The sequence below is a fragment of the Nostoc edaphicum CCNP1411 genome (assembly GCF_014023275.1).
GTDB classification, from domain to species: Bacteria; Cyanobacteriota; Cyanobacteriia; order Cyanobacteriales; family Nostocaceae; genus Nostoc; species Nostoc edaphicum_A.
Genome location: NZ_CP054696.1, coordinates 26695 through 46842 on the forward strand (window position 1 = coordinate 26695; position 20148 = coordinate 46842).

General features: G+C 42.0%; 22 protein-coding genes. 9 read left to right on the top strand and 13 right to left on the bottom strand.

From position 1 onward, the window contains the following. Positions 1-148 precede the first annotated feature (148 nt). The 3 genes from HUN01_RS01305 to HUN01_RS01315 all read left to right on the top strand — a co-directional run bounded on the left by HUN01_RS01305 (position 149) and on the right by HUN01_RS01315 (position 1194). Positions 149-400, top strand: coding sequence for a UPF0175 family protein (locus HUN01_RS01305; RefSeq protein ID WP_104902469.1), 252 nt, complete (start codon positions 149-151; stop codon positions 398-400). After that, positions 393-878, top strand: a complete 486-nt coding sequence (locus HUN01_RS01310; protein ID WP_181927214.1) for a PIN domain-containing protein — start codon at positions 393-395, stop codon at positions 876-878. Before HUN01_RS01305 ends, HUN01_RS01310 begins: the two co-directional genes overlap by 8 nt. Before the next feature lie 85 nt (positions 879-963). Further along, positions 964-1194 (top strand): hypothetical protein, encoded by a 231-nt coding sequence (locus tag HUN01_RS01315; RefSeq protein ID WP_181927215.1) that lies wholly within the window; start codon positions 964-966, stop codon positions 1192-1194. Positions 1195-1480: 286 nt separating this feature from the next. Here HUN01_RS01315 and HUN01_RS01325 read toward each other — a convergent pair whose 3' ends face one another. The 12 genes from HUN01_RS01325 to HUN01_RS01380 all read right to left on the bottom strand — a co-directional run bounded on the left by HUN01_RS01325 (position 1481) and on the right by HUN01_RS01380 (position 9600). Beyond that, positions 1481-2491, bottom strand: a complete 1011-nt coding sequence (locus HUN01_RS01325; RefSeq protein ID WP_181927216.1) for a hypothetical protein — start codon at positions 2489-2491, stop codon at positions 1481-1483. Positions 2492-2814: 323 nt separating this feature from the next. Further along, positions 2815-3495: a DUF1281 family ferredoxin-like fold protein gene (locus HUN01_RS01330; RefSeq protein ID WP_181927217.1), complete on the bottom strand. Its 681-nt coding sequence runs from the start codon at positions 3493-3495 to the stop codon at positions 2815-2817. A gap of 75 nt (positions 3496-3570) precedes the next feature. Beyond that, positions 3571-3777 (bottom strand): hypothetical protein, encoded by a 207-nt coding sequence (locus tag HUN01_RS01335; RefSeq protein ID WP_181927218.1) that lies wholly within the window; start codon positions 3775-3777, stop codon positions 3571-3573. A gap of 51 nt (positions 3778-3828) precedes the next feature. Beyond that, positions 3829-4035, bottom strand: coding sequence for a hypothetical protein (locus tag HUN01_RS01340; protein ID WP_181927219.1), 207 nt, complete (start codon positions 4033-4035; stop codon positions 3829-3831). Between the two features lie 206 nt (positions 4036-4241). Further along, positions 4242-6092 carry a hypothetical protein gene (locus HUN01_RS01345; RefSeq protein ID WP_181927220.1) on the bottom strand — a complete coding sequence of 617 codons (1851 nt, stop codon included), beginning with the start codon at positions 6090-6092 and terminating at the stop codon, positions 4242-4244. Beyond that, on the bottom strand, positions 6089-6640 hold the full coding sequence (locus HUN01_RS01350; protein ID WP_181927221.1) for a hypothetical protein: 552 nt from the start codon (positions 6638-6640) through the stop codon (positions 6089-6091). Before HUN01_RS01350 ends, HUN01_RS01345 begins: the two co-directional genes overlap by 4 nt. Before the next feature lie 21 nt (positions 6641-6661). Then, positions 6662-7378, bottom strand: coding sequence for a hypothetical protein (locus HUN01_RS01355; RefSeq protein ID WP_181927222.1), 717 nt, complete (start codon positions 7376-7378; stop codon positions 6662-6664). Positions 7379-7390: 12 nt separating this feature from the next. Next, positions 7391-7834, bottom strand: a complete 444-nt coding sequence (locus HUN01_RS01360) for a hypothetical protein (protein WP_181927223.1) — start codon at positions 7832-7834, stop codon at positions 7391-7393. 256 nt (positions 7835-8090) lie between these two features. After that, entirely contained in the window at positions 8091-8342 is a 252-nt protein-coding gene (locus tag HUN01_RS01365; protein ID WP_181927224.1) for a hypothetical protein, read from the bottom strand. Between the two features lie 104 nt (positions 8343-8446). Then, entirely contained in the window at positions 8447-8590 is a 144-nt protein-coding gene (locus HUN01_RS01370; RefSeq protein WP_181374386.1) for a hypothetical protein, read from the bottom strand. A gap of 74 nt (positions 8591-8664) precedes the next feature. Next, positions 8665-9204, bottom strand: a complete 540-nt coding sequence (locus tag HUN01_RS01375) for a hypothetical protein (protein ID WP_181927225.1) — start codon at positions 9202-9204, stop codon at positions 8665-8667. A 3-nt stretch (positions 9205-9207) separates the two neighbouring features. Further along, the gene (locus HUN01_RS01380; RefSeq protein ID WP_181927226.1) at positions 9208-9600 is read right to left on the bottom strand and encodes a hypothetical protein; all 393 of its coding nucleotides are present in this window, start codon (positions 9598-9600) and stop codon (positions 9208-9210) included. 271 nt (positions 9601-9871) lie between these two features. Between HUN01_RS01380 and HUN01_RS01385 the strand changes: the two genes are divergently transcribed. From HUN01_RS01385 to HUN01_RS35120, 6 genes are all read left to right on the top strand, one after another. After that, a complete protein-coding gene (locus HUN01_RS01385; RefSeq protein WP_181927227.1) occupies positions 9872-10048 on the top strand; it encodes a hypothetical protein in 177 nt (58 codons plus the stop codon). Continuing rightward, on the top strand, positions 10045-10221 hold the full coding sequence (locus HUN01_RS01390; protein WP_181927228.1) for a hypothetical protein: 177 nt from the start codon (positions 10045-10047) through the stop codon (positions 10219-10221). The genes HUN01_RS01385 and HUN01_RS01390 overlap by 4 nt, the downstream gene beginning before the upstream one ends. 487 nt (positions 10222-10708) lie before the next feature. Continuing rightward, the gene (locus tag HUN01_RS01395) at positions 10709-13858 is read left to right on the top strand and encodes a plasmid replication protein, CyRepA1 family (protein ID WP_181927229.1); all 3150 of its coding nucleotides are present in this window, start codon (positions 10709-10711) and stop codon (positions 13856-13858) included. A gap of 172 nt (positions 13859-14030) precedes the next feature. Further along, positions 14031-14555 (top strand): GrpB family protein, encoded by a 525-nt coding sequence (locus HUN01_RS01400; protein ID WP_181927266.1) that lies wholly within the window; start codon positions 14031-14033, stop codon positions 14553-14555. 833 nt (positions 14556-15388) lie between these two features. Beyond that, positions 15389-15793: a plasmid mobilization protein gene (locus HUN01_RS01405; RefSeq protein WP_238845367.1), complete on the top strand. Its 405-nt coding sequence runs from the start codon at positions 15389-15391 to the stop codon at positions 15791-15793. Positions 15794-15795: 2 nt separating this feature from the next. Further along, positions 15796-17334, top strand: coding sequence for a relaxase/mobilization nuclease domain-containing protein (locus HUN01_RS35120; protein WP_238845369.1), 1539 nt, complete (start codon positions 15796-15798; stop codon positions 17332-17334). 1924 nt (positions 17335-19258) lie between these two features. Here HUN01_RS35120 and HUN01_RS01415 read toward each other — a convergent pair. Then, positions 19259-19741 carry a pentapeptide repeat-containing protein gene (locus HUN01_RS01415; RefSeq protein WP_181927230.1) on the bottom strand — a complete coding sequence of 161 codons (483 nt, stop codon included), beginning with the start codon at positions 19739-19741 and terminating at the stop codon, positions 19259-19261. Between the last annotated feature and the right edge of the window lie 407 nt (positions 19742-20148).

Genomic DNA, 20148 nt, shown 5'->3' on the forward strand with positions numbered 1-20148 from the left:
AGTAAGTTACTCTGGCCTAAACCTAGATACAGAGCGGGTGTTATCTCAATCGTGGTTGGTGGTAGCACAACAGGCGCATCCAGGGAGAGCGATCGCTTTTAAAAAGAAATGGTTGATATTATGAATGCAGCAATTTAGGACAGAAATCATGTCTAATGTCACGATTAACCTGCCAGAAGAAGTATTTAGCGCCCGTCGCCTGAGTCCAGAAGAGTTTGTGCGTGATATGCGCCTCGCTGCTGCTATTTACTGGTATCAGAAGCAGGAAATCTCGATGGAGAAAGCCGCCTCTGTTGCTGGGCTAAACCGCCGAGACTTTCTAGCCGTCCTAGCCCGTGAACAAGTGGATGTCTTCGCTGTTGATTTTGATGATTTGCAGAGCGAGTTAAACCGTGGCTGAACTGCCTGCTATCAACACATCCCCATTAATTTTTTTGACCAAGGGCGGCTTTCTTGATTTGTTGCTCCTAATGGGATCATCAATTATTGTTCCCGATGCTGTAGCCACAGAAATTCAGGCGTATGGGTCAGCAGACGTAACAGCAGTGACGCTCAATAATACTGATTGGTTGGTTGTACAAGAAACACCACCAGTCCCGAATGTGATTCAAAGCTGGGATTTGGGTCTAGGTGAGTCAGCCGTACTGACCTGGGGCTATGTAAATCCAGGTACAGAAGTAATTCTAGATGATTTAGCAGCCCGTCGTTGTGCTGCCACTTTGGGAATTCCGGTACGGGGGACATTGGGCATCGTTATTACCGCCAAACAACGAGGGGTAATTCCTGCTGCACGTCCAGTTTTAGAACAATTGCGCCAGTGTGGAATGTATTTATCTGACCGCGTGATCAATCACGCATTAGCATTGGTAGGGGAATAGATTGACTCTCAAGCCGTGAGCGGATCATACCTGATGATGGTTAACGTGCTGCAATCATAAGCAGGTTTTATCAGCCAACGCCAGAATGAGGGTTGTAGCGATTGCGATTGATAAGTTGAAATTGATTCGGTGCGATCGCTTTCGTGACGCTAACGGAGTTACAATACTTTGGGTCATCAATTACACGTTATCGGCATTACGTGTAATTGATGACCGAAAGTATTGTAACTCCGTTGGCGACACCAACGCGATCGCACCTCATCAATTCCAACTTATCAATCGCAATCGCTACAACCCGCATGATACCGTTGGCTGATAAAATCTGCTTATGTTTGTAGCACGTTAACCATCATCAGGTATGATCCGCTAAAGGCTTGGTAGTCAATCTATTCCCCTACCAATGCTAATGCGTGATTGATCACGCGGTCAGATAAATACATCCCACACTGGCGCAATTGTTCTAAAACTGGACGTGCAGTAGGAATTAGCCCTATTTGGTTGAAATGTTATTTATAGTAAAACCTTACCTATTTTGTAATGTTTAAAAATAAGTCGTATCTCCACGCCTAAGACTTATAGATATTTATTACTTATGATTGATTTTATAATGCTCGTCTCTTGCGTTTACTAGCGCTACGTCCTAACTTTTTAGCTTTGTAGTTAGATAGAGATTCCCAAGGGAAATAAACTAAGTAATTTATAATATGCTTAAATACCGCATTATGAATTTTTGTTATTTCATTAAAAATAACTCCATTGCTGCCGGAGAATTCTTTTTTGTACATTTCACGAAAAAACTCATCTATTGATTTATTATCTGATAAAAGCAGATGTGCTTGCTTTATAATACTTAATTCAAAGCCTAATATTCTTGCAATTTCGCCATTGTAAAGTACTTCACCATTGTAAAACATTTCGCTTTTGTATTCTATACCTTTAATTTTTTTATTAGCGACATACTTGCCAAAGATAAAGTCTAATGTTTTTTGCAAAAAATACTCATCAGCTTCATAGATTAAAAATTCTATTCCCCAAACCAAACTATTATATTTCTGCATTGTAAAATTCAAGTTACTTTCTACAGCAGAAAGTTTTGGCTTATGAGATTTCGAGTACTCATATACTGTATGTTTAAAACGCTTTTTAATTTTTTCTGGTTGTAATTCTGGAAGTTCATCAATATATTTACGGTTTTGTTTTTTTGGGATTATCTTATTGTTTAACTTTAGGAGAATACGTATACATTCTAATGCAGATTCATCTGTAGAATATTGTTCTGTAAGGGTAACTTTGCTATAATTGTTTAAACAGTTTAAAAAGTTTTCCTTCAAAAGCTTATAACATTGTTCCTTAGATTCAGGAAATGTTATTTGTGATTCTATATTATTAAAATCAATATCTATTCGTTTTGGACACTTTTTCTCCATATCTGTTTCAGATGGAGGATGAGTAAAAGCCGCAGTTATTGTTTTACCTAAACGAGTAGTATATTCTTTTTTTAGTCGTAATGGGACTTTACAATGTGGACACTGAAAAATACCATTATATTCTGCATAATCTGCTTCAGATGCTAGGACTATTCTTCCAGTAGCTATATGACGAGCTTCTTTCATATTTAACTTTTAACTTAAAACTAATTTTAATATATAGCGTATCTTTAACCATTAGCTAGAACTTTTAAAATAATTTGAAAAGTTGGATAAGTTAGATGTTGTTAAAAAATAGTTTTAAAGCTGTTGATAGACTGTTATAAAACTAATTGATTCATTAATGGGGTACAGCCGGGATTGGGCATGGGGTAGGGCTAGAGTCGCACCTAAAACTACTTTTTGTCAATCAAAAAATACATTGGGGGTTTTGGAGCTATGCCGGAACAAAGCCACTCATAAAAAGACAGGATCATCGCCCGGCATACACTCCAAAACCCCCTCGTTCATTAGGACTCAGTATCTTCAAAAACCATTGGTTTCAGGTTGGTTGTGCGCTTAGAAAAGCTCTTTAATAAGAACTTACTTATATGAGCCAGTCCAAAAAATGTACCTATGCCATCACTAGCATTTAAATAAAATACATAAGGAGAATCATCTCCTTCTTCTTGAGCGAACTCTTTCAAATATGTTATGTACTTTGAAAAGCAATACTTTAAATTCAAGGGGTGAATATATTTTGATTGTTTATTTGACCACATCTCATAAATTTCTGATTCGTCTAGCCAAATCTGACCATTCTGTAAAATGAACCTTCCCGCCGCTTCTAATGTTTCCTCAATCCATTCATTTGTAAATTTTAAATCGGGAAATTGTTCAGAGGCAGCCAAGAGAACAGGTAAAGGAACACTCCATACGGTTCTAAACTGCACAAAAGGAGGTTTATGTACTACTGTATATCCATTCGTGCTTGTACCCCAGTTTGAGATTGACCATTCATACCAATTTTGTTCACCTGGATACATCTGTTGTTCTTCCGTTCCTAAATCACCCTGAAAAACATCTGGCGGCATTGGTACAAAAGCATGGAAATCAAATAAGCTTTGATTAGTATTTGCTTGCTCAAAAAACGCCTTCACAGATTGATTACTTCCCTCAACAGTTAAATAATTTTCAACAGAGTTAGACACGTTATTCTCTCCCGAATAAATTCTGAAAAGCACTGATTAAACAGTTGACTATAATTGTCCCGACTCACACAAGCATCAAAGGTAAGAATTTACTTGTTTCCCCTGAGTTGACCATTTTTCATCTAGAAGGCGACAAGCGACATAAACAACATTTTGAGGATTGCGCTTGTGTCTTCCATTCGTACCCCAAGAACGGACGGTATAATCACCTTCATAACCTAAGACAAGTGAAAGCTCGTCGTAAGTTAACTGCCATTTTTTCTTAAACTCAATTGGGTGCATAGGATTCAGGTATTTCAATAAATTAATTAGCAGAGACGCGGAGAGAAATTATCAAAGGTAAGAATCTATAACTTTCCCCTCAGCTGACCATTTTTCATCTAGAAGGCGACAAGCAACATAAGCAACTTTTTGAGGGTTGCGCCTGTGTCCTCCATTTATCCCCCAGCAACGGACAGTGAAATCATTTTCGTAACCTAAGACGAGTGCTAAATCGTTGTAAGTTAATTGCCACTTTTTCTTAAACTCAATTGGGTGCATAGTGTTAGCTATTTTCAGAAATTAATTAGTCGTGTCTGGCAGACATTATTAAGACATCAACCCTTGCCGTGGTGTCTTGCGGTGTCTGAACTGGTGTCCGAGGAGTGTCTAAGCTCTGTAAGGGTTTCAGGCTTTTGGTGTCTGCCGTGTCTGGGGTTGATGTCTCGCATTTTGCCCCGTTTTTACATCCCTTGAGCCAGACACCATCATTCTTTTTCGTGCAAGAGATGGATAATTCCTTCACCAATCCAATCCGCCAATCCTGCGCCCACAATCTCGTACATCCACCCCTTTATTTGCTCAACAGTGAATCTTTCACCAGCCACTTTAAAGTTGCCCTTAAACTCTCTCACGTCAGCTTCAATCCGCTCAGTTCTGATGAAATATTCATACAGTTTTTGCGCCTGGGGTGATAGTTTCTTAGGTTCATCTTGGGTGTCACCTGCTTTGTTAGCAAGATTGAATTCCAGTTCATAAATGCGTTCTAAAGTGGCTTTATCGATGGTTGGCGGTTCATCACTGGTCAAACGTTTATCAAGCCGAAAATCAATTCGCTTGTGGTCAAGTTTAGGCAGTTCAATATCAATCCATTGCCCATGCCCTGGCAGTTTAATTTTACCCATGCCACTAGCTTTTGCTTCTGCGGTGATTGGGTCAATAGTTGCGATTAGTTCTACTTCTAACAGTGCCGCATCTCGAAGTTTTGATAATCCTTTGGCTTTAGCTAAGATTTCCATTGTGCGGTCGTGAGCTACGAACAAAGGAATCATTAATTGTTTGCGAGATTCGGTCATGGCACAGCGAAACCATTTACCAATAAAATCAGGGTCGGGCTTCCATTTTTCATCCTCACAATCGTCTGGCATTGGCTCAACAATGTTATCTGTCCAAGTTGTAAACTCCTCAGCGACTACACAGAAATGTTGGTTTGTGTCTCTTAAGTGTTGCGTCCATTGCTCCTCAACCATTCCGCTTTCACGATAGGCTTTGTAACGGCGGCGCATTTCCGCCATGTACCATTGCATAAAGTCGGCTATTTCCCTGTAACCAGTAATTAGATTCACCCCTCGCCATTCAACAGAAGTTCCATGTGGGTCAAGTACAAAGATTTGATTCCAGCCAGCAGAGCGCTTATGCCAAATAATTTCTCTAGTAGTCCAGGATTTACCCGCACCCATGCCACCAAATATTAAAGTGGGGTAGCCGATGGTGTTGTTAATCCAGCGATATTTGTCAGTGGGAGCGATTGCCGGCTGTTCTCCCCCAGTAACTTTATCGTTGGGGTCAATCGTCCCCGCTAAAGTCTGACTCCCTTGCAGATAGGGCGTTTTCATCTCACGTAGCTGCTTGATGTACTCCGCCTTCTGTTGCTCGGTCATCCCAGCCGTTTGCGCCTCAAAAATGGCATCAGTTGCCTCCATTTGGGTAACTTCAATTTCCGTGTGGGCGTAAATCTCGGCTTTTTGGATATCCACAGTGCGATCATTGGCCACTAGATCCAGGTCAGCTTGTAGTTGGACTTCTGCGATCGCAACGTCTCGGTAACTCTCTAGTAGCTCAGAACGTGCCGCCATCTCTGCCTTTGCAGCATCCCGTTTTTGGGCGATGTCCTCAAATACGGCTCTCTGTTTCTCCTCATACTGGCAATGGCGGAGCATCCACCCCGCAAGCGCAAACCCCAGGAATCCCCCAAACGCCCACAACGGCTTATATGGGTTGGTAGCTTTCACCAACCCGTTTACCCCCATTGCTGGGTCACGTACTACTTGGGGGGGCATTCCATCACTCTTCCACTGTGACCAATAAAATGGGGTCATGCGAAAAGGACGGTTATCTTTGTCCTGACACACCAATGTTTTTGAAGGGGTTTTGACACAGAAGTAGATCCGATCGCTGCTAGTTCCTTGCCACGCCATCGCCGCCGAGCTAATACCCACAGTCAAACTCAGCCCAATTGCAACAGCTTTCTTGTCCATTGGCAGGCGACCAAACCACAACATTAAACCCGATTGTTGCGACTCCGATAACTGTTTATGTTTGTCACTTAAATAATTCATTTACTTCTCCTGCCACCAAATAGAAAAAGCATTAATATCGCTAGAAATATGCCCACTCCTGCACCATCCATCCAGCTTGAAGATTCAGCAGTTTTTGGCTGATACACCTTTTCAATTGAAGTATTAGCTGTACCAGTAGAAATCCGAGCTTCATTCCATTCACTAATCGGGTCGGAAAGCGCACACAATAACGCTAACGATGCACTGCAACCAGTCATTAAATTAGTAACGAAATTATTAAACCCTTCACCTGTTGCAGTGGCAGTAAAATACAGATGTGCAGTACCCACAGCTAAGAACATTCCAACAGGGTGAACCTGCAATAGATGAAAGGTAAAAATAACAGCACTGTTTAAGCAACTGCCAGCGACAATTTCACTTGCATTACCAGCACGTCTAAAAGTTCTACCTCTGTTGTTTTCTGGCAGTGGTGGTAATTGTTCGGGTTGTTTCTGTTGCTGATGTTGTTGTTGTGGTGTTTGTGCCAGCCCTTCATGCAAGAAAGGGCTGACGCTATGAGGATCTTCATTTCGTTTCCTTACTAGCATCAGCCTTACCTAATTAATTGATTATCTGTCGCCTAACTTCTGCCACAAGTTACCCAACATTGCACCCCAGCCACGAACTGTTCCTGTTGCAGAAACACTAGAAGATGGTGCATGATTTTGGGATTGAATTGGTATAACTTCCTGGGGCGTTTGATTCGGCTCTAATGCTCTTGAGCCATATCTTGCACGGGCTAAAAGTTGCTGGCGTTTCTCTCTCAGCCCTGTTGTGATTGCCTGCCGTTCTGCTTGCACAACTTGCCTGTTTTCTATGCCGCTAATTTTGTTCTCATGTCTCCACAATTCTGCTTGTAAATCATGGTGTAATTGGGCTGCAACTTCGGTTAATGCGTGTTTACGCTTTTGGTCAATTCGCAGTAAGTCGGCTCTATCTTGGGCATCTATTTTACTCATCTCTGAATCAAATTCGGAGTTGAGTTTGCGAATTTTGGCGATAGCACCCGCAACATGAGAGCCGTATTGTTTACGAAGTTCAGTCCAAGTTACCTGACCTTTTGTTAACTTCTCCATCGCCTCAAAGACGACCTTGGCATTGTCCAAAAATGGTTCTAGTCTGTCAGATAATTCTTGGGCATTATTCGCATAATCAGCGAACTGTTCGAGCTTATTTATATCGGAAAGATAGCCCAGAATATCAGACTCAAACCCTCCCCATACTTGCGCTTTTTCATCAATATGGCTTGCATGACCAACGACCGGATTACGTATCGCAAAATCCATTGCGTTATTCTCCTAATAAGGTATGTTGTCGTAGTCGATATCGCTCGACTCTTGGGGCAATTCATCCCAATAACCCATGTCCTCAAATCGGCTATAAATTCTCGTTGCTAATTGCCTTATGGGATCGTCAAAATCATCAGAGATTAAATCAAATCGCTTAGAACCAAACGCCAAGATATTTGCAATATCAGGGTCAATCCCATTGCCCAAGAATTGACCAAATGCAGCAGAGTATGGATGGTCATCAATGGTTTCATGAGTTGCTAAGAATTCGGTTCCTGTGAAGGGTGGGTAATCTTCACTCTCGAATATTGGTGTAGAAAGTGCCTCAATATCTGCCGAAATCATTGATGCCCATTCTTCAGGATTTTCCGCTCTGAATTGCTGCTTTCTTAGGGCGGAGTCGGTCAGAGGTGAGCGTCCCCAATCGTTGGGATTTTTGTAGTCGAGTGCCATTTGTTAGAATCCTTGTAACGATGTGTACTTGATGCACTTTCGGGTGAGGCGATTGCACTTACTTTGGTCGGTCGGGGCAATCGCTTCATTATCAGTTTTCACAAAACTCAACAAGTTCAAAAACCTCCCTCTGCACTTGGTTTTGGCTTAATTCTCTTCGCTTGCCTTTCGAGTCATTGAAAATGAAAGGGGCATTGACTCGACAATTAGAGCGATGGCTGTAGCGCAGTTGTTGGCGCGGAATTGGTACAAATGATTACGCTGTAAGGCTGTCGTTGAAAGCATTTGTTTGTCCCTCGACTTGGGAATATAACTCGATATTTAGGATGGCTTCATGAACCTCGAAAAGTGCTTGAATTGCATCACCGAGCCGGAGGTCATTTGACGTAGTGAATCGCTCTGATGCCTCTAATCTCATGTACTCTGGCGTTGCCCTCAACATCCTCAAACTCTCTTCGTACCCTTTGAGAATTGCTAAAATTTGCTCTACAGTCAAAATTTGCTGCATAGATATACGCTCCAAAGAAACTAGGAATTGTGATGCAAGCTATTAAAAGGACTGGGCGGATTTTGAAAGCAAGCCACTGATAATCAGACTCTAATTTGTCCCTATTATTGTTTGTTTTGGTTGACATACATTACTAAGCCCACAGTAAATAACCCAACTCCTAAAGGCGATATAACTGCTGCTACACCACCAATTAGCGAGAGCGTAGCCACACCGGAATAGAAACAAACTTCAGTTAGTAAGTGCATTTTTCTTTCCTTTGAAATGAAGTGCAAGAGAAATAGAAACCGATGATTTGACAATGCCAGCTTTGATGCAAATTCTAAATATTTGCTGCTAGATTCAATATTTCCTCTACTGCCTTGCTGGTGCTGGGTTGACGCGGGGTAATTCCCCGTTGGGATAAAAAATCATTGGGTGTGGTGTCATTGATTTTTTGAGCAGTCATAGCTAGAGCTAGACTAAGCTCGTCAACGTACTTACCTACCTCATCACTAAACACAGATTCATAGGTATGCCGGAAATTTGCAGCGTTACGCTTGGCAGCGAGAAATGCGATCGCAGTCGTTAGATTATGGGACTCAATGACAATGCTTTCACAGAAGTCTGCAAGAGTGTTGTTAACTCCAGAAATGATTGACTGTTGCTCTTTTATAGACAAGCTAGAGTCATCAGCGATAGGTGCGAGTGCTTGACCCTCTGTTTTAGCTTGCAGCGCCTTGACAACCAAATCAGCCACATCTAACGGGACTTTTGAGACAGACTCAAAGTTATCTGGCATGAAGTCGGCCAGCATGAAACGGTAGGCATCTTCAGCAATTCCCAGGTCAACAGCGGCTTTTTTGATAGTGATATCAGTCATGATTTATGCTCCTTTGTGAAAAACTTGATTTGATTTGTACTGGAAGTTAGAAATTGAGAAGTGGTGAGGGTTGCCACGAATATAGGCTTTTACCCTGGTGGCAATTCGCAGCGAGTTCATCAGGGACTTGATACGGCTCAATACCCATACTTGGTAAGGGCTTAGGGGGACTTCTTTATCCCGTTCGCATAGCTGGCGTTTAGCTTTGTCCGTCTGGATGGGGTAGGCTTCTCGGTAGCTTTCAAGGGCAAAGTATGCAATCTTGTCCCATTTCCAGACGGTAGGACGGGTGACTTGCAGCAACCGGGCTAATTCACTTTTGGTCACTGCAAAGTCAACATAAATACTATCTGGTTCGATGGAACTCCCCAAACTAAAGGCTTGTGACCGATTCATAAAACAGGCTATTTAGTGAGTAAATTAACCTTTAACAGCGCTTTAGCGAGTATTTAACACCTTATTTAATAATTTCATTGATTATCTGTCTGCAACCCCGTTCGGTTAAGTCTTTTGGACGTTTTTAACAGGTGATTTGCGTTTTCTGAGGTGTTAAATTTTGCTTGTTCACATGCTAACATAGTTTTGCTAGCATGTGAACATGGTAGGAAGATATTTTATTAACATGTTTGGAATAAACTGGAGAAATATTATGTAAAGTGATTTAAGAATGTCGGCAGCGAAAAGAAATGACCCCAACTATATGCAAATGTCTGGGGATGTAAAAAAAGACATAGGGCTAAAATTTAAAGCCACTTGTACTCTTAAGCAGATTTCTTTAGGAGAGGGATTAGAGCAAGCGATCGCGCTATGGCTTGAGCGGGAGAATAAGGAAAAAGTAGTATGACCAACACAACAGAACCACACAGACGAACTCGCGTTGAGCAAAGATTAGAGCAGTTGGCAGTCCACCAAGCTAGCCACAACCGCGCAAATAGGGTGAGCAGCATTGGCTCTCAGAAACACTATGCCGACCCCATTGTTTTGTATATACGGAGAAATTTTCTAACTTTTTACTAACGTCCGCCAGATTGCAATATGTGTCTAATATTACTTGATAATATGCTGACTACCAAACAACATCCTAGCCCTAACCAAATGACTGACTTCTATTTATGTCTTTAATCCCTGAAATTTGAGCCAATAAAAGCCAAAAAGCCTGCGAGGTGCAAACTCACAGACTCTGACTCAAATTTTTCATTTGATTTCGCTACGTACATTGTGGATTCGGTGCTACCAACACCTACCACGCCTACACCCCGCCAGGAAAGACAGAATGTAAAACTGCCACTGAAGAAGAATCAAGTGGAGCCTTTCTTTGATTATAAATGTCTATTATTTATTTCCAACAGATTCCTAAGAATAAAAAGCAGGCATGAAGGCTTTATCCAAACTACTTGACTCTTTCCCCTCTACCGCACAAGTTACGCCAACTGTTCAGTAGATAAAAGTTGAACATCAGTCTTTTCTTGGCGAGGGCACTGTAACCTCTGCCAGGAGAAAGAAATTGAAAAATCTATCAAGTGTTCTACCATCTGCTCTAAACCTACTGCCAGTAGAAAGCTTAAGTGAGTTTGCCAGCCGAATTGAGCGAGAATTTCTTACCGGCTCTGCGATCGCAATTTCTCTGTACACTGATAACATCCGCATCGTCTCCGACATAGAAATTAGTGCTGGGGGGGATGTCTCAACCCCAATCCACGATGCACTGAACTGGAAATATACCAGATTTGGGCATCAAGCCAAACCCACACTCCACGCCGCAATATTTTTTAACGAAGACGGTAGCCCCTGGCAAGGCAAACTCAGTAGACCCAGGACTGATGCTCAAAAAGACAAAGAGCAAAAATACGAAACCCCAGTTGGCAACGGCTCACGGGCTTATCTCCCCACCGTCAACCGAGAAAATAGACGCTTAATAGCCAACCGCTACGGCGTAGAAGTCCCCCCACCAGGAGAAAGTTTTTGGGACTGGCTAGAACTCCACCCAGAAATCCCAATCATCATTACAGAAGGCGGTAAAAAATCCTTATGCCTGTTATCACAGGGATTTGTAGCCATTGCCCTTTACGGAATTAACGGCGGCTACCGCAGCAAGGATTTACTAGGCAATCCTGTCAAGCCCTACCTAATCCCAGACATAGCACGATTTGCTGTTAAGGGGAGAAAAATTACCCTCGCCTTTGACCAAGACACCAATACTCTAACCCAGAGACGGGTTAACGCTGCGACTTTCCGCTTTAGCCGATTACTGACTGCCGCAGGATCAATAGTTGATATCGCCATCTGGGACGGTCAAAAAGGACTGTGTAAAGGCGTTGATGACCTGATAGTAACGAAAAGTGTGGCTGCTTGGTCAACCGCCTTAAACCAAGCCCTTTCAGTAACACATTGGCAGTTGTGGCAACGCTTAGAAAATCGGTTAACTTACGAACCCTCATTAAAAGTGACCACAGCCGACTTATCGACCTTGGAGATCAAAGACTTACCCCAGTCAGGAATTATTGCCCTTAACTCAGGCAAAGGCACTGGTAAAACTAAGTTTATGGCCAAAACTACAGCGCATTCTCCGAAGTTATTAGCACCGAGTCACAGAATTGCGCTCGTACAGAATTTATGTGCCAGGGCAGATTTAGATTACCGAGGTGACTTAGATAAAGTCAACGGCAATTTTATCAAAGGAGGAGCTTACAGTTTCCGAATTGGTTTCTGTGTTGATTCACTCCTAGCTATCGACCCGAAAAAATTTGCTGGTTGTGACTTAATGATTGATGAAATTGTCCAAGTTGTTCGTCACTTACTAACTTCTAGCACCTGTGATAAAGACGGGAAACGTCCAGCATTACTAGCGAGATTTGCAGAATTAATTAGAGTCGCCCGGAGGATTATTGTTGCTGACGCTGATTTAAACAACCCAACCCTAAATTACCTCTGGGAACTCCGACAAAACCCAGATCCAATCTACTTAATTTATAACGACTATCAACCCAAACCCTACCACGTCACATTTATTCAAGCCAAAGATAAATCAGCAGTTATAAACGAGTTAATCCAAAATGCACGGAACATCGAGCAAGGTAAGGCGCTATATGTCACCACAGATAGCAAAGCCACCAGCAAGACAACAGCGCGACTCCTACAAAAAGAAATTCCTGGTATTAGAATCCTGCTGGTTAACTCAGAAACCAGTGGCAATCCAGACGAAAAAAGGTTTTTGAAAAATCCCGATGCAGTATTAGCTTCAGGATTATATGACGTAATTATTTGTTCTCCCACAGTCGCCACCGGAGTCAGCATAGAAATTCCAGATTTTATCGAGAAAGTCTATGGAATTTTCACCGGGGCATCATCCACCGACGCTGATATGTCCCAATCCTTAATTCGCGTGCGAGACAACGTAGACCGCATAGTTTGGTGTGCCAAACGTGGGACAAATTACTGTAAAGTTTCTCGCTCCAGTAATTATCTAGAAATTAAAGCACAATTACAACAGAGAACAGATGCCACAGTCAGCTTAGTCCGCTCCAACCTCAGACCAGATATTGTTGAAGGTATTGCTAATTTCGATTGGCAATCAAACCCTCATGTTAATCTCTATGCCCGAATTAGTGCCGAGCAGAATTATTCGATGATGAATCTCTCTGATGCACTGCTAATTCGACTCAGACATGAAGGGCATCAGATTACAATTGATAATCGAGAATCGGATAAAGCTGTCAAACTGTTACTAAAGTCAGCCAAAGACGAAATCAAACAAATTGAAGCCAAAGACATAGTAGCCGCCGCCGATTTAACTTATCCAGAAATAGCCCTCTTGGAATCCCAAGAAGCAGTTTCACCAGAAGATGCACTAGCAATTAGAAAATATTATCTGAAAGATTTCTACTGCCTAGACGAGCTAACTCTAGAAGATGTACTTTGGGACAAAGAGGGCAGACGACGCGGGGAACTGCTCAACTTAGAAGCGCAACTTTATCCCGAATTAGGACTTGATAGAACGGCCAAATCATTAGAGAAACAAGCTAATTGGAATCAAGCTGTTTGCCCGTGGGATATTTCCGGTACTGCACTGCGGCGACAGATGCGAGAAGCATTTGGATTAAACGACTTTTTAGATCCAAACAAAGAATGGACTAAAGCTGACCTCAAACCCTACGCCGACAAGATTCGTCTCTATGCCTCAGAAATATACCACCATCTCAACCGCACCATCAGCGACAAAATGAGTGATGTTCAGGTTGTGCATCAGATGTTATCGCAGTTGGGAATCAAAGCGACATTTCGCTGGTCGAGGTTTGAGCCGGGGTTTGAGAAGCAAAAAATTAAAGTCTATCGGCTTGAGCCTGAAACTTGGTCTAACCTGATGTCCATATTAGTTAAACGTGCTGCACGACGCGAAAGGCTGAATAATCTTGGTGAGTCTGATGGATCATCTATGTCTTTTAATACTCAAAATGATTTAGGAGATCCAAATCAACATCACCCTAAATCCCTTATAGAAACCCTAATTGGGCAAGTATGTACAGTCAGAGGAGATGTAGACCAGTTTTTAGTACAGAGCAAAACATTAGATAGTAGAGCCAGATGTCAGAACTTAACCAACAATACAGTCGTTTTGTTGCCGTTCACTGAACTGACACTAGTAGATAAGGACTGAAATAGACCAGAGAAATTTTGAAATCATATTTGCACTGCCATATTCAAAAGCAGTGCTGGTTTGAGCGTGGCTAATTTCTCAATAGTTTTGTGCATTCACTCTAGCTAAAATGAAAAGTTCATTATCAGACTAAATATCTTGATGAAAGCTTGTTCCGGGGTAAAGTTTGACTATGGATGAAATAGAAATTGTTGAATATGACCCATGTTGGCCAACTCTGTTTGAAGAGGAAGCAGCAAGGATTCTTGCTGCACTAGGAAATGATAAGGTAATTGTAATAGAACATTTCGGTAGCACTGCAATTCCAGGTCTCGCTGCCAAGCCTGTTATTGATTTGATGGTTGGAGTACATTCCATTGAGGCTGCCAAACCAATTATTCCGTTACTAGAAGCCCTAGAATACATTTACTGGCCAGACGATCCACGACCTGGGCGTATGTTTTTCGTTAAAGGAATGCCTCCTTACGGTAAGCGAAGAACCCATCATGTTCATGTGGTAGAGGCGTATAGTGAATTTTGGGAACGTTTGTTGTTTCGTGACTATCTGCTTACACATCCAGAAGAAGCAAAACGGTATGAGGTGTTAAAACGTAATTTAGCAGAGCGTTTCCAAAAAGACCGTGAGGGATATACGAATGGAAAAAGCATTTATATTCAGATGGTTCTAGAGAAAGCACGGCACGAGCAAATTTTGTAGATTAAAGGTTTAGCTTTTCCTTTTAAGCTTCATCGTGTGTAGCCGTACTTATCAGAGGTCAGCTTCTCAATGTACCGTCTCATTTTCCTGATGGACTCTCTGTCCGATACATCCTCTCGCTCCTTTGGCTTCTGTGACTTCAGCAGATTGATGGCCTTATCAATCTTCTCTTTCGTAATCACTTCTGAATTCTGATGTTCACTCATGGTTATCTCGTGAATCCCGATTAACTGATAATTATCGGCTATTTGAAATAATTTGCACCAAGAGAGTTTTCAAAATCCTACAAAAATCGGCTATTGTGGCTACGCCGAATTACCTTTTCGTATTACGGCTACGCCTTATATTTTTTTAGTGTGGTAGCTTCGCTGGTCTTCTTATTCAAGCTAATGCTAAAAAATCTGACTATTATAGCTACGCTGAATTATCTTTTCGTATTACGGCTACGCCGGACTATTCTATTGTGTGGCAGCTTCGCTGAATCAGAGAATTTTCATATAGCAGCTACGCCGTTTTTATCGACTCTATGGTGGCTACGCCGAACCAGAATTTATCTCCTGCTTGATTTGATTCAAATTCCGGCTATGCCGTTGATATATCCCTCTGTAAGTTGTAGGATGATCAGCATCACGGCTACGCCTTTATATTCCTGCCTTCAGCCCCCTGCTGTGCCCTCCGTACCTCCGTAGCATCTAACACCTTACCTACCCGTATTTAGGCTAGAAGCAAGCCGTGCCTTTTGCCTACGGCAAACCTCGCTCTGCTCGGACGACAGGCTTGCCAAAGTGGGAAGTTTCCCCCTTTGGATACCCCCTCTCATACCTCCCATAGTTATGCGCCCGAAACTGTCAAAAAACCTGCTTCGTACTAAGACATTAGAAGCTCGTGTCAACGCAATCGAACACGAGATGATTAAGTTGAAAGCACAAGACGCGGGACTAAGCATAGCTGAATTAACTAGACGCAGTGTTTTACTAAAACCACTGCCCAAACGACTGAGCAAAATAACCCTAGCTACTTACCGAGAATTAGTCCGCATCGGCAGCAATATTAATCAACTCACCAGAGCCACCAACACAGCTATTAAAATGGGACTGCGACCACCAGCAGATCCAGAACAATTAGAACAACTGCGAAACCTCTTGCAACAAATTGGTCGGGAACTGTCCCAAATCGAAACTGAAATTACTGATGACGATGACATAGAATCTGATGGTGATTCGGAAGACTGGGAGTAAAAATGATTGGCAACCAAACCAAAGGTAAAAGCTTTCGTGGACTCCTTGAATATCTTGAAAACAAAGAGGAGTCATCCTTAATTGGCGGCAATATGTTTGGCACAAATGCCAGAGAGTTAGCCAGAGAATTCCGACTGTCTCGACAACTTAATCCAGAAGCAGAAAAAGTAGTTCATCATGTTTCGCTTTCACTAAGCCCAGGCGAACAGCTAGACAATGATACTTGGTGCGAGGTTGCCGACAAGTACATGAATGCAATGGGTTACACAGCTAACCAATATGCCATCTACCGCCACAGCGATCGCAACCACGACCATATACACATTTGCGCCAGCAGAATCAGTTTGGACGACGGCAAGATTACCCGCGATAGCTGGGAGTATGTGCGCTCTGAAAAAATCATTCGCCAGCTAGAACTAGAATATGGGTTACAGCAGACCCTCAATAGCAAGGAGAAACTGAGCCGCGCTCCCAGTGTAGGGCAACAGCAACGATTTGAGAGAGAACAACTAGAATACGAGCAGGGTGAGAGAAACACGCCGCCACAACAGCCAATCAAGACTCAGTTAATTGAATTAATCGACCGCGCCACAGTAGATAAACCGACTATGCCCCAACTAATAGAACGATTGCAACTGTTGGGTGTGGAGGTACGTCATGGGCTAACACGCAACGGTAAGAGTAAAGGCATCTCGTATTCCTGGAATGATCAAAAATTTAGCGGTACTTCCTTGGGGCCTGCCTATACCTTCCCTGGACTGCAAAAACATCGTGGCATTGACTACCAACCAGAACGTGATGATGAGCCGATTAACGAATTGCTGCTCAAACCTGTTAAACCACTCCCAGTTGAGCAGTTAGAAAAACTCTTTCAAGATATTGAACACAAACAGCAACAGCCCCAGTTTACTCCACCACCAGAGGATCTAGCTCTGTGGCCAAAATTGTATAAATACTTGAATGAGAAACGCGGTATACCACATTCTTTTATTGAAAGATTACACAACCACAATTTGCTTTACATCGATGAGCAAAAGCAGATTTTATTTATCAAACGTAATCTGGATGGCGAAAAAACAGGTGCATTAGTTTGGTCAAACCCCGGACATAATCATCACACTATTGAGTATGACCAAAACGCCTCTACACCTTATGGTTGGTTTCATATAAATTTGGGGCAGAATCCACAACAAGAAATTAAAAACGTCTTCTTATGTTCTTCACCAATTGACGCGGTGTCAGTAGGCGTGTATGTCCTAGCCAAAACTGGAGCGTTACCATCGATGAGAACAATGTTTATGGTAGCTGATGACCCGAACAATTTACCTTTGGAATTTCTCAAAAATTGCTATAGGGTAGTTCTGGCATTCAATAACGATGAGCAGGGGGATAAAACTGCTAGTGCAGTATTAGAATTGTTGCCGAATGGTAAAAGATTTAAACCGACTTATCCTGATTGGAATCAGGAATTAAAAGCTCATTTTTATGAAGCGGAACTTGAACGCGAACGGCAGTCGCGTAGTCGTGGTTTTAGTCTGTGAGCCATGCTCCCGCGTACACCTGACTCGTGGGTTAAGTTCAAGAAAGAATTTTTGAAACACAACTGCAACATATTATGATTACGCATTCTCAATAACACCCCATCTTATTGACAATATAAATTGCTCCTCAAAGTGGCTGTAATTGAGTCTGGATATAAGTTACAGAAGATTTTTTTCCAAAACACTGGACGGCCAAAAGGACAAGAACTGGTCATTTTTGTCCTTTTGGCCGTCCGTTGACAGGTGGGCATTTGTCAGCAGAGCATGACAATTGAGTAAGGTTGGCGCTCACTGGACGGCCAAAAGGACAAGAAAGCACTGTTTTTGTCCTTTTGGACGGCCAAAAATATTAGTGTCGGATGAGACTGATTTACTACGGTTAAACTACACTAAGTCCACGGATTTATAACTGTTTAGTGTAGTTGTTGCGTTAGACGAGTTTCTGTTTCAGTTAACGCTAAATATATACAATGACTCCTGAACTCACAGTGGAAATTTCAGATTCACTTACTGAAGAAGTTGATCGATTGAGCGGGATTTTTGAAGTACATTTGCAACACAAAGGTATTATATATTCTCAATAATTTTAGAGTTATTGAGAATAAGCCAGTTTGATAAAAATGGCTAAAAGCTAGTTGGTGTATGTATTAGACACCAATTTTTTGGTCAAAGCGATGTTCTAAATAGCAGACATTTTGTAGTGAATAGTCAAAGTTTCCTGATAGCTATAACAGTTATAAGCGTGTATAAGCTGTGCAAAATGTCTGCTATTTTGCATAGGAATCGGGGTTTTAGGTGCAAAATGTCTGCTATTTGTAACTGTGATTAATCAGACAATTTCACTACTTAAAACAAGTTTCATCTCTATTAACAAGCGTGGAGATTGTAAAGGGAACAATTTCTATTCAGGTATGAAGAAAAAAAAATCGGATGTTAAGTGGGCTGGCTTAAGTTAATGAAAGAATTATTGAAGTACAATTGCAACATAAATGTATTATATATTCTCAATAATTTTGAAGTTATTGAGAATGAAACCAGCGTTTTTAATTAGCTGTAAGTCATATTCAGTAAGCATTACGCAAGAATTTTTCTCGAAATGTCTTATGCTCAACTGGTAGCAGTAGGGCTACTGTATAGCTACCAGTTGGGGAATCATCAAATTTTCAACAACTCGCTTTTTTACTGCTCAACTGGTAGCGGGGTGTCACCAGTTGAGCTACCCAACAGCTACCACTTGGGCAAGGTATTTAGAACTACTATTTCAATACTTATAATCTACATAAAACCTATGTAATAAGTGGTGTTTATAGCAAGCTTTGGTGTAACTCAAAAGTGGAGTGCAGCTTTTTGGTTACAAAAGTAGTATAAAGTAATATGAGAAAGTAGAGTTTTGCTCAAAATGTGTTTCTAAGCAATAATTTGGCTTTAGATGACGCGCAAATACTCATTTTTGATCCAAAAGGTGTGAGCGTCCGTTTGAAGCAAAACAGAAATTCTCCGCCTAAATACTCCCTATTGCTACCCGCAATACTCATTTTTGTATCAAGTAGTCTTATTGTGTCTAGGCAGACAATACTGTACTGAAGAAAATTTCCAGGTCAGGTTTAATCACAAGAAAAAGAATTGCACCTAGTGGGCGAACTTGGAATGAGATTCTTGTTGAACAGCAGCAAGAGGATCTGGAGCAAAAGCAACCAAAGCGGGGTTTAAGTCGATAATCTCGCGTTGATCCGACGAACTCGTGACCGCTACGCTCTCGGAGTCGGTGGCTCTTACGGGCAGAAAGATTACTGGTTGGGCCGACTAGATCCCACAAGCCCGCAAGAGCCACTCCGCTGCGCCGACTCCGAGCCACGAGTTCTTTTTTCTTGGAAATAAGAAACTCTCCAGTTCAAGCATGGCTGATCCTCAACTAGCAACAGTCTCACCAGTCGTGATCGGAATCGATAACGGTTCCATCCTCCAAGACAAGACCGTAGACAGTAGTGCCAGTCCAGTCAACATTAGCCGCGTGCTTGACACCAGTCATATTGGTGTTACCCAGTTGAGTTTGGATGATAGAAGCGGAGCGCAATTCAGCACCACTCATGTCGGTATCCATGAACTCAACAGCGCTCAGATAAGCTTTAGTCAAATTGGCTCCACTCAAATTAGCACGAACAAGAATGCACTGGCCCAAGTGGGCACGAGTCAGATTGGCGCTACTCAAATTGGCATCAGTAAGATTAGCACCAGCCAAGATAGTATCAGTCAAGTTAGCTCCACTCAAATTGATTCCACTCAAGTCAATATTAATAAAAACATCTTCCATTGGTTCGGAACCGCTGATATTAGCGCCCCTGAGATTGAGACCGCTAAAATCTCTTTCGCCAGCAGTGTATCGTCTCCGCAGTTCTTCTCCGTCCATAAGCAACCTTAAGCATTAATCAATACATATAACTTATATTCCGCAGGTGGGCAAAAACTTTCTAATAATTTAAGTGATTGCGATAATTTTGGTCTTAACTTAGAAAATGTTAATACTATGGATGCAGGCTAAAGAATATAGAAAGTGCTTTTATTGAGAGAATTTGCAGATTCTAATTAAAACTAAGAAACAAACTGAGAAATAAATTTCTAATTTAGCTCAGTAGCTTTATTTGTAAGAGTTTATGTAGCTTCGACCTCTCAACTTCCTTGCTCGGTCGGTGCTAAAAAGCTGGGGGATCAGGGGTAGCAAAGGTGGCTCTTGAAGATGCGATCGCAGAAAGTCGTTAGCTCCCTGTCCATTATTGATGCAGAATGTCGGGATTTAAGGGTTTCCCGACATTGGGG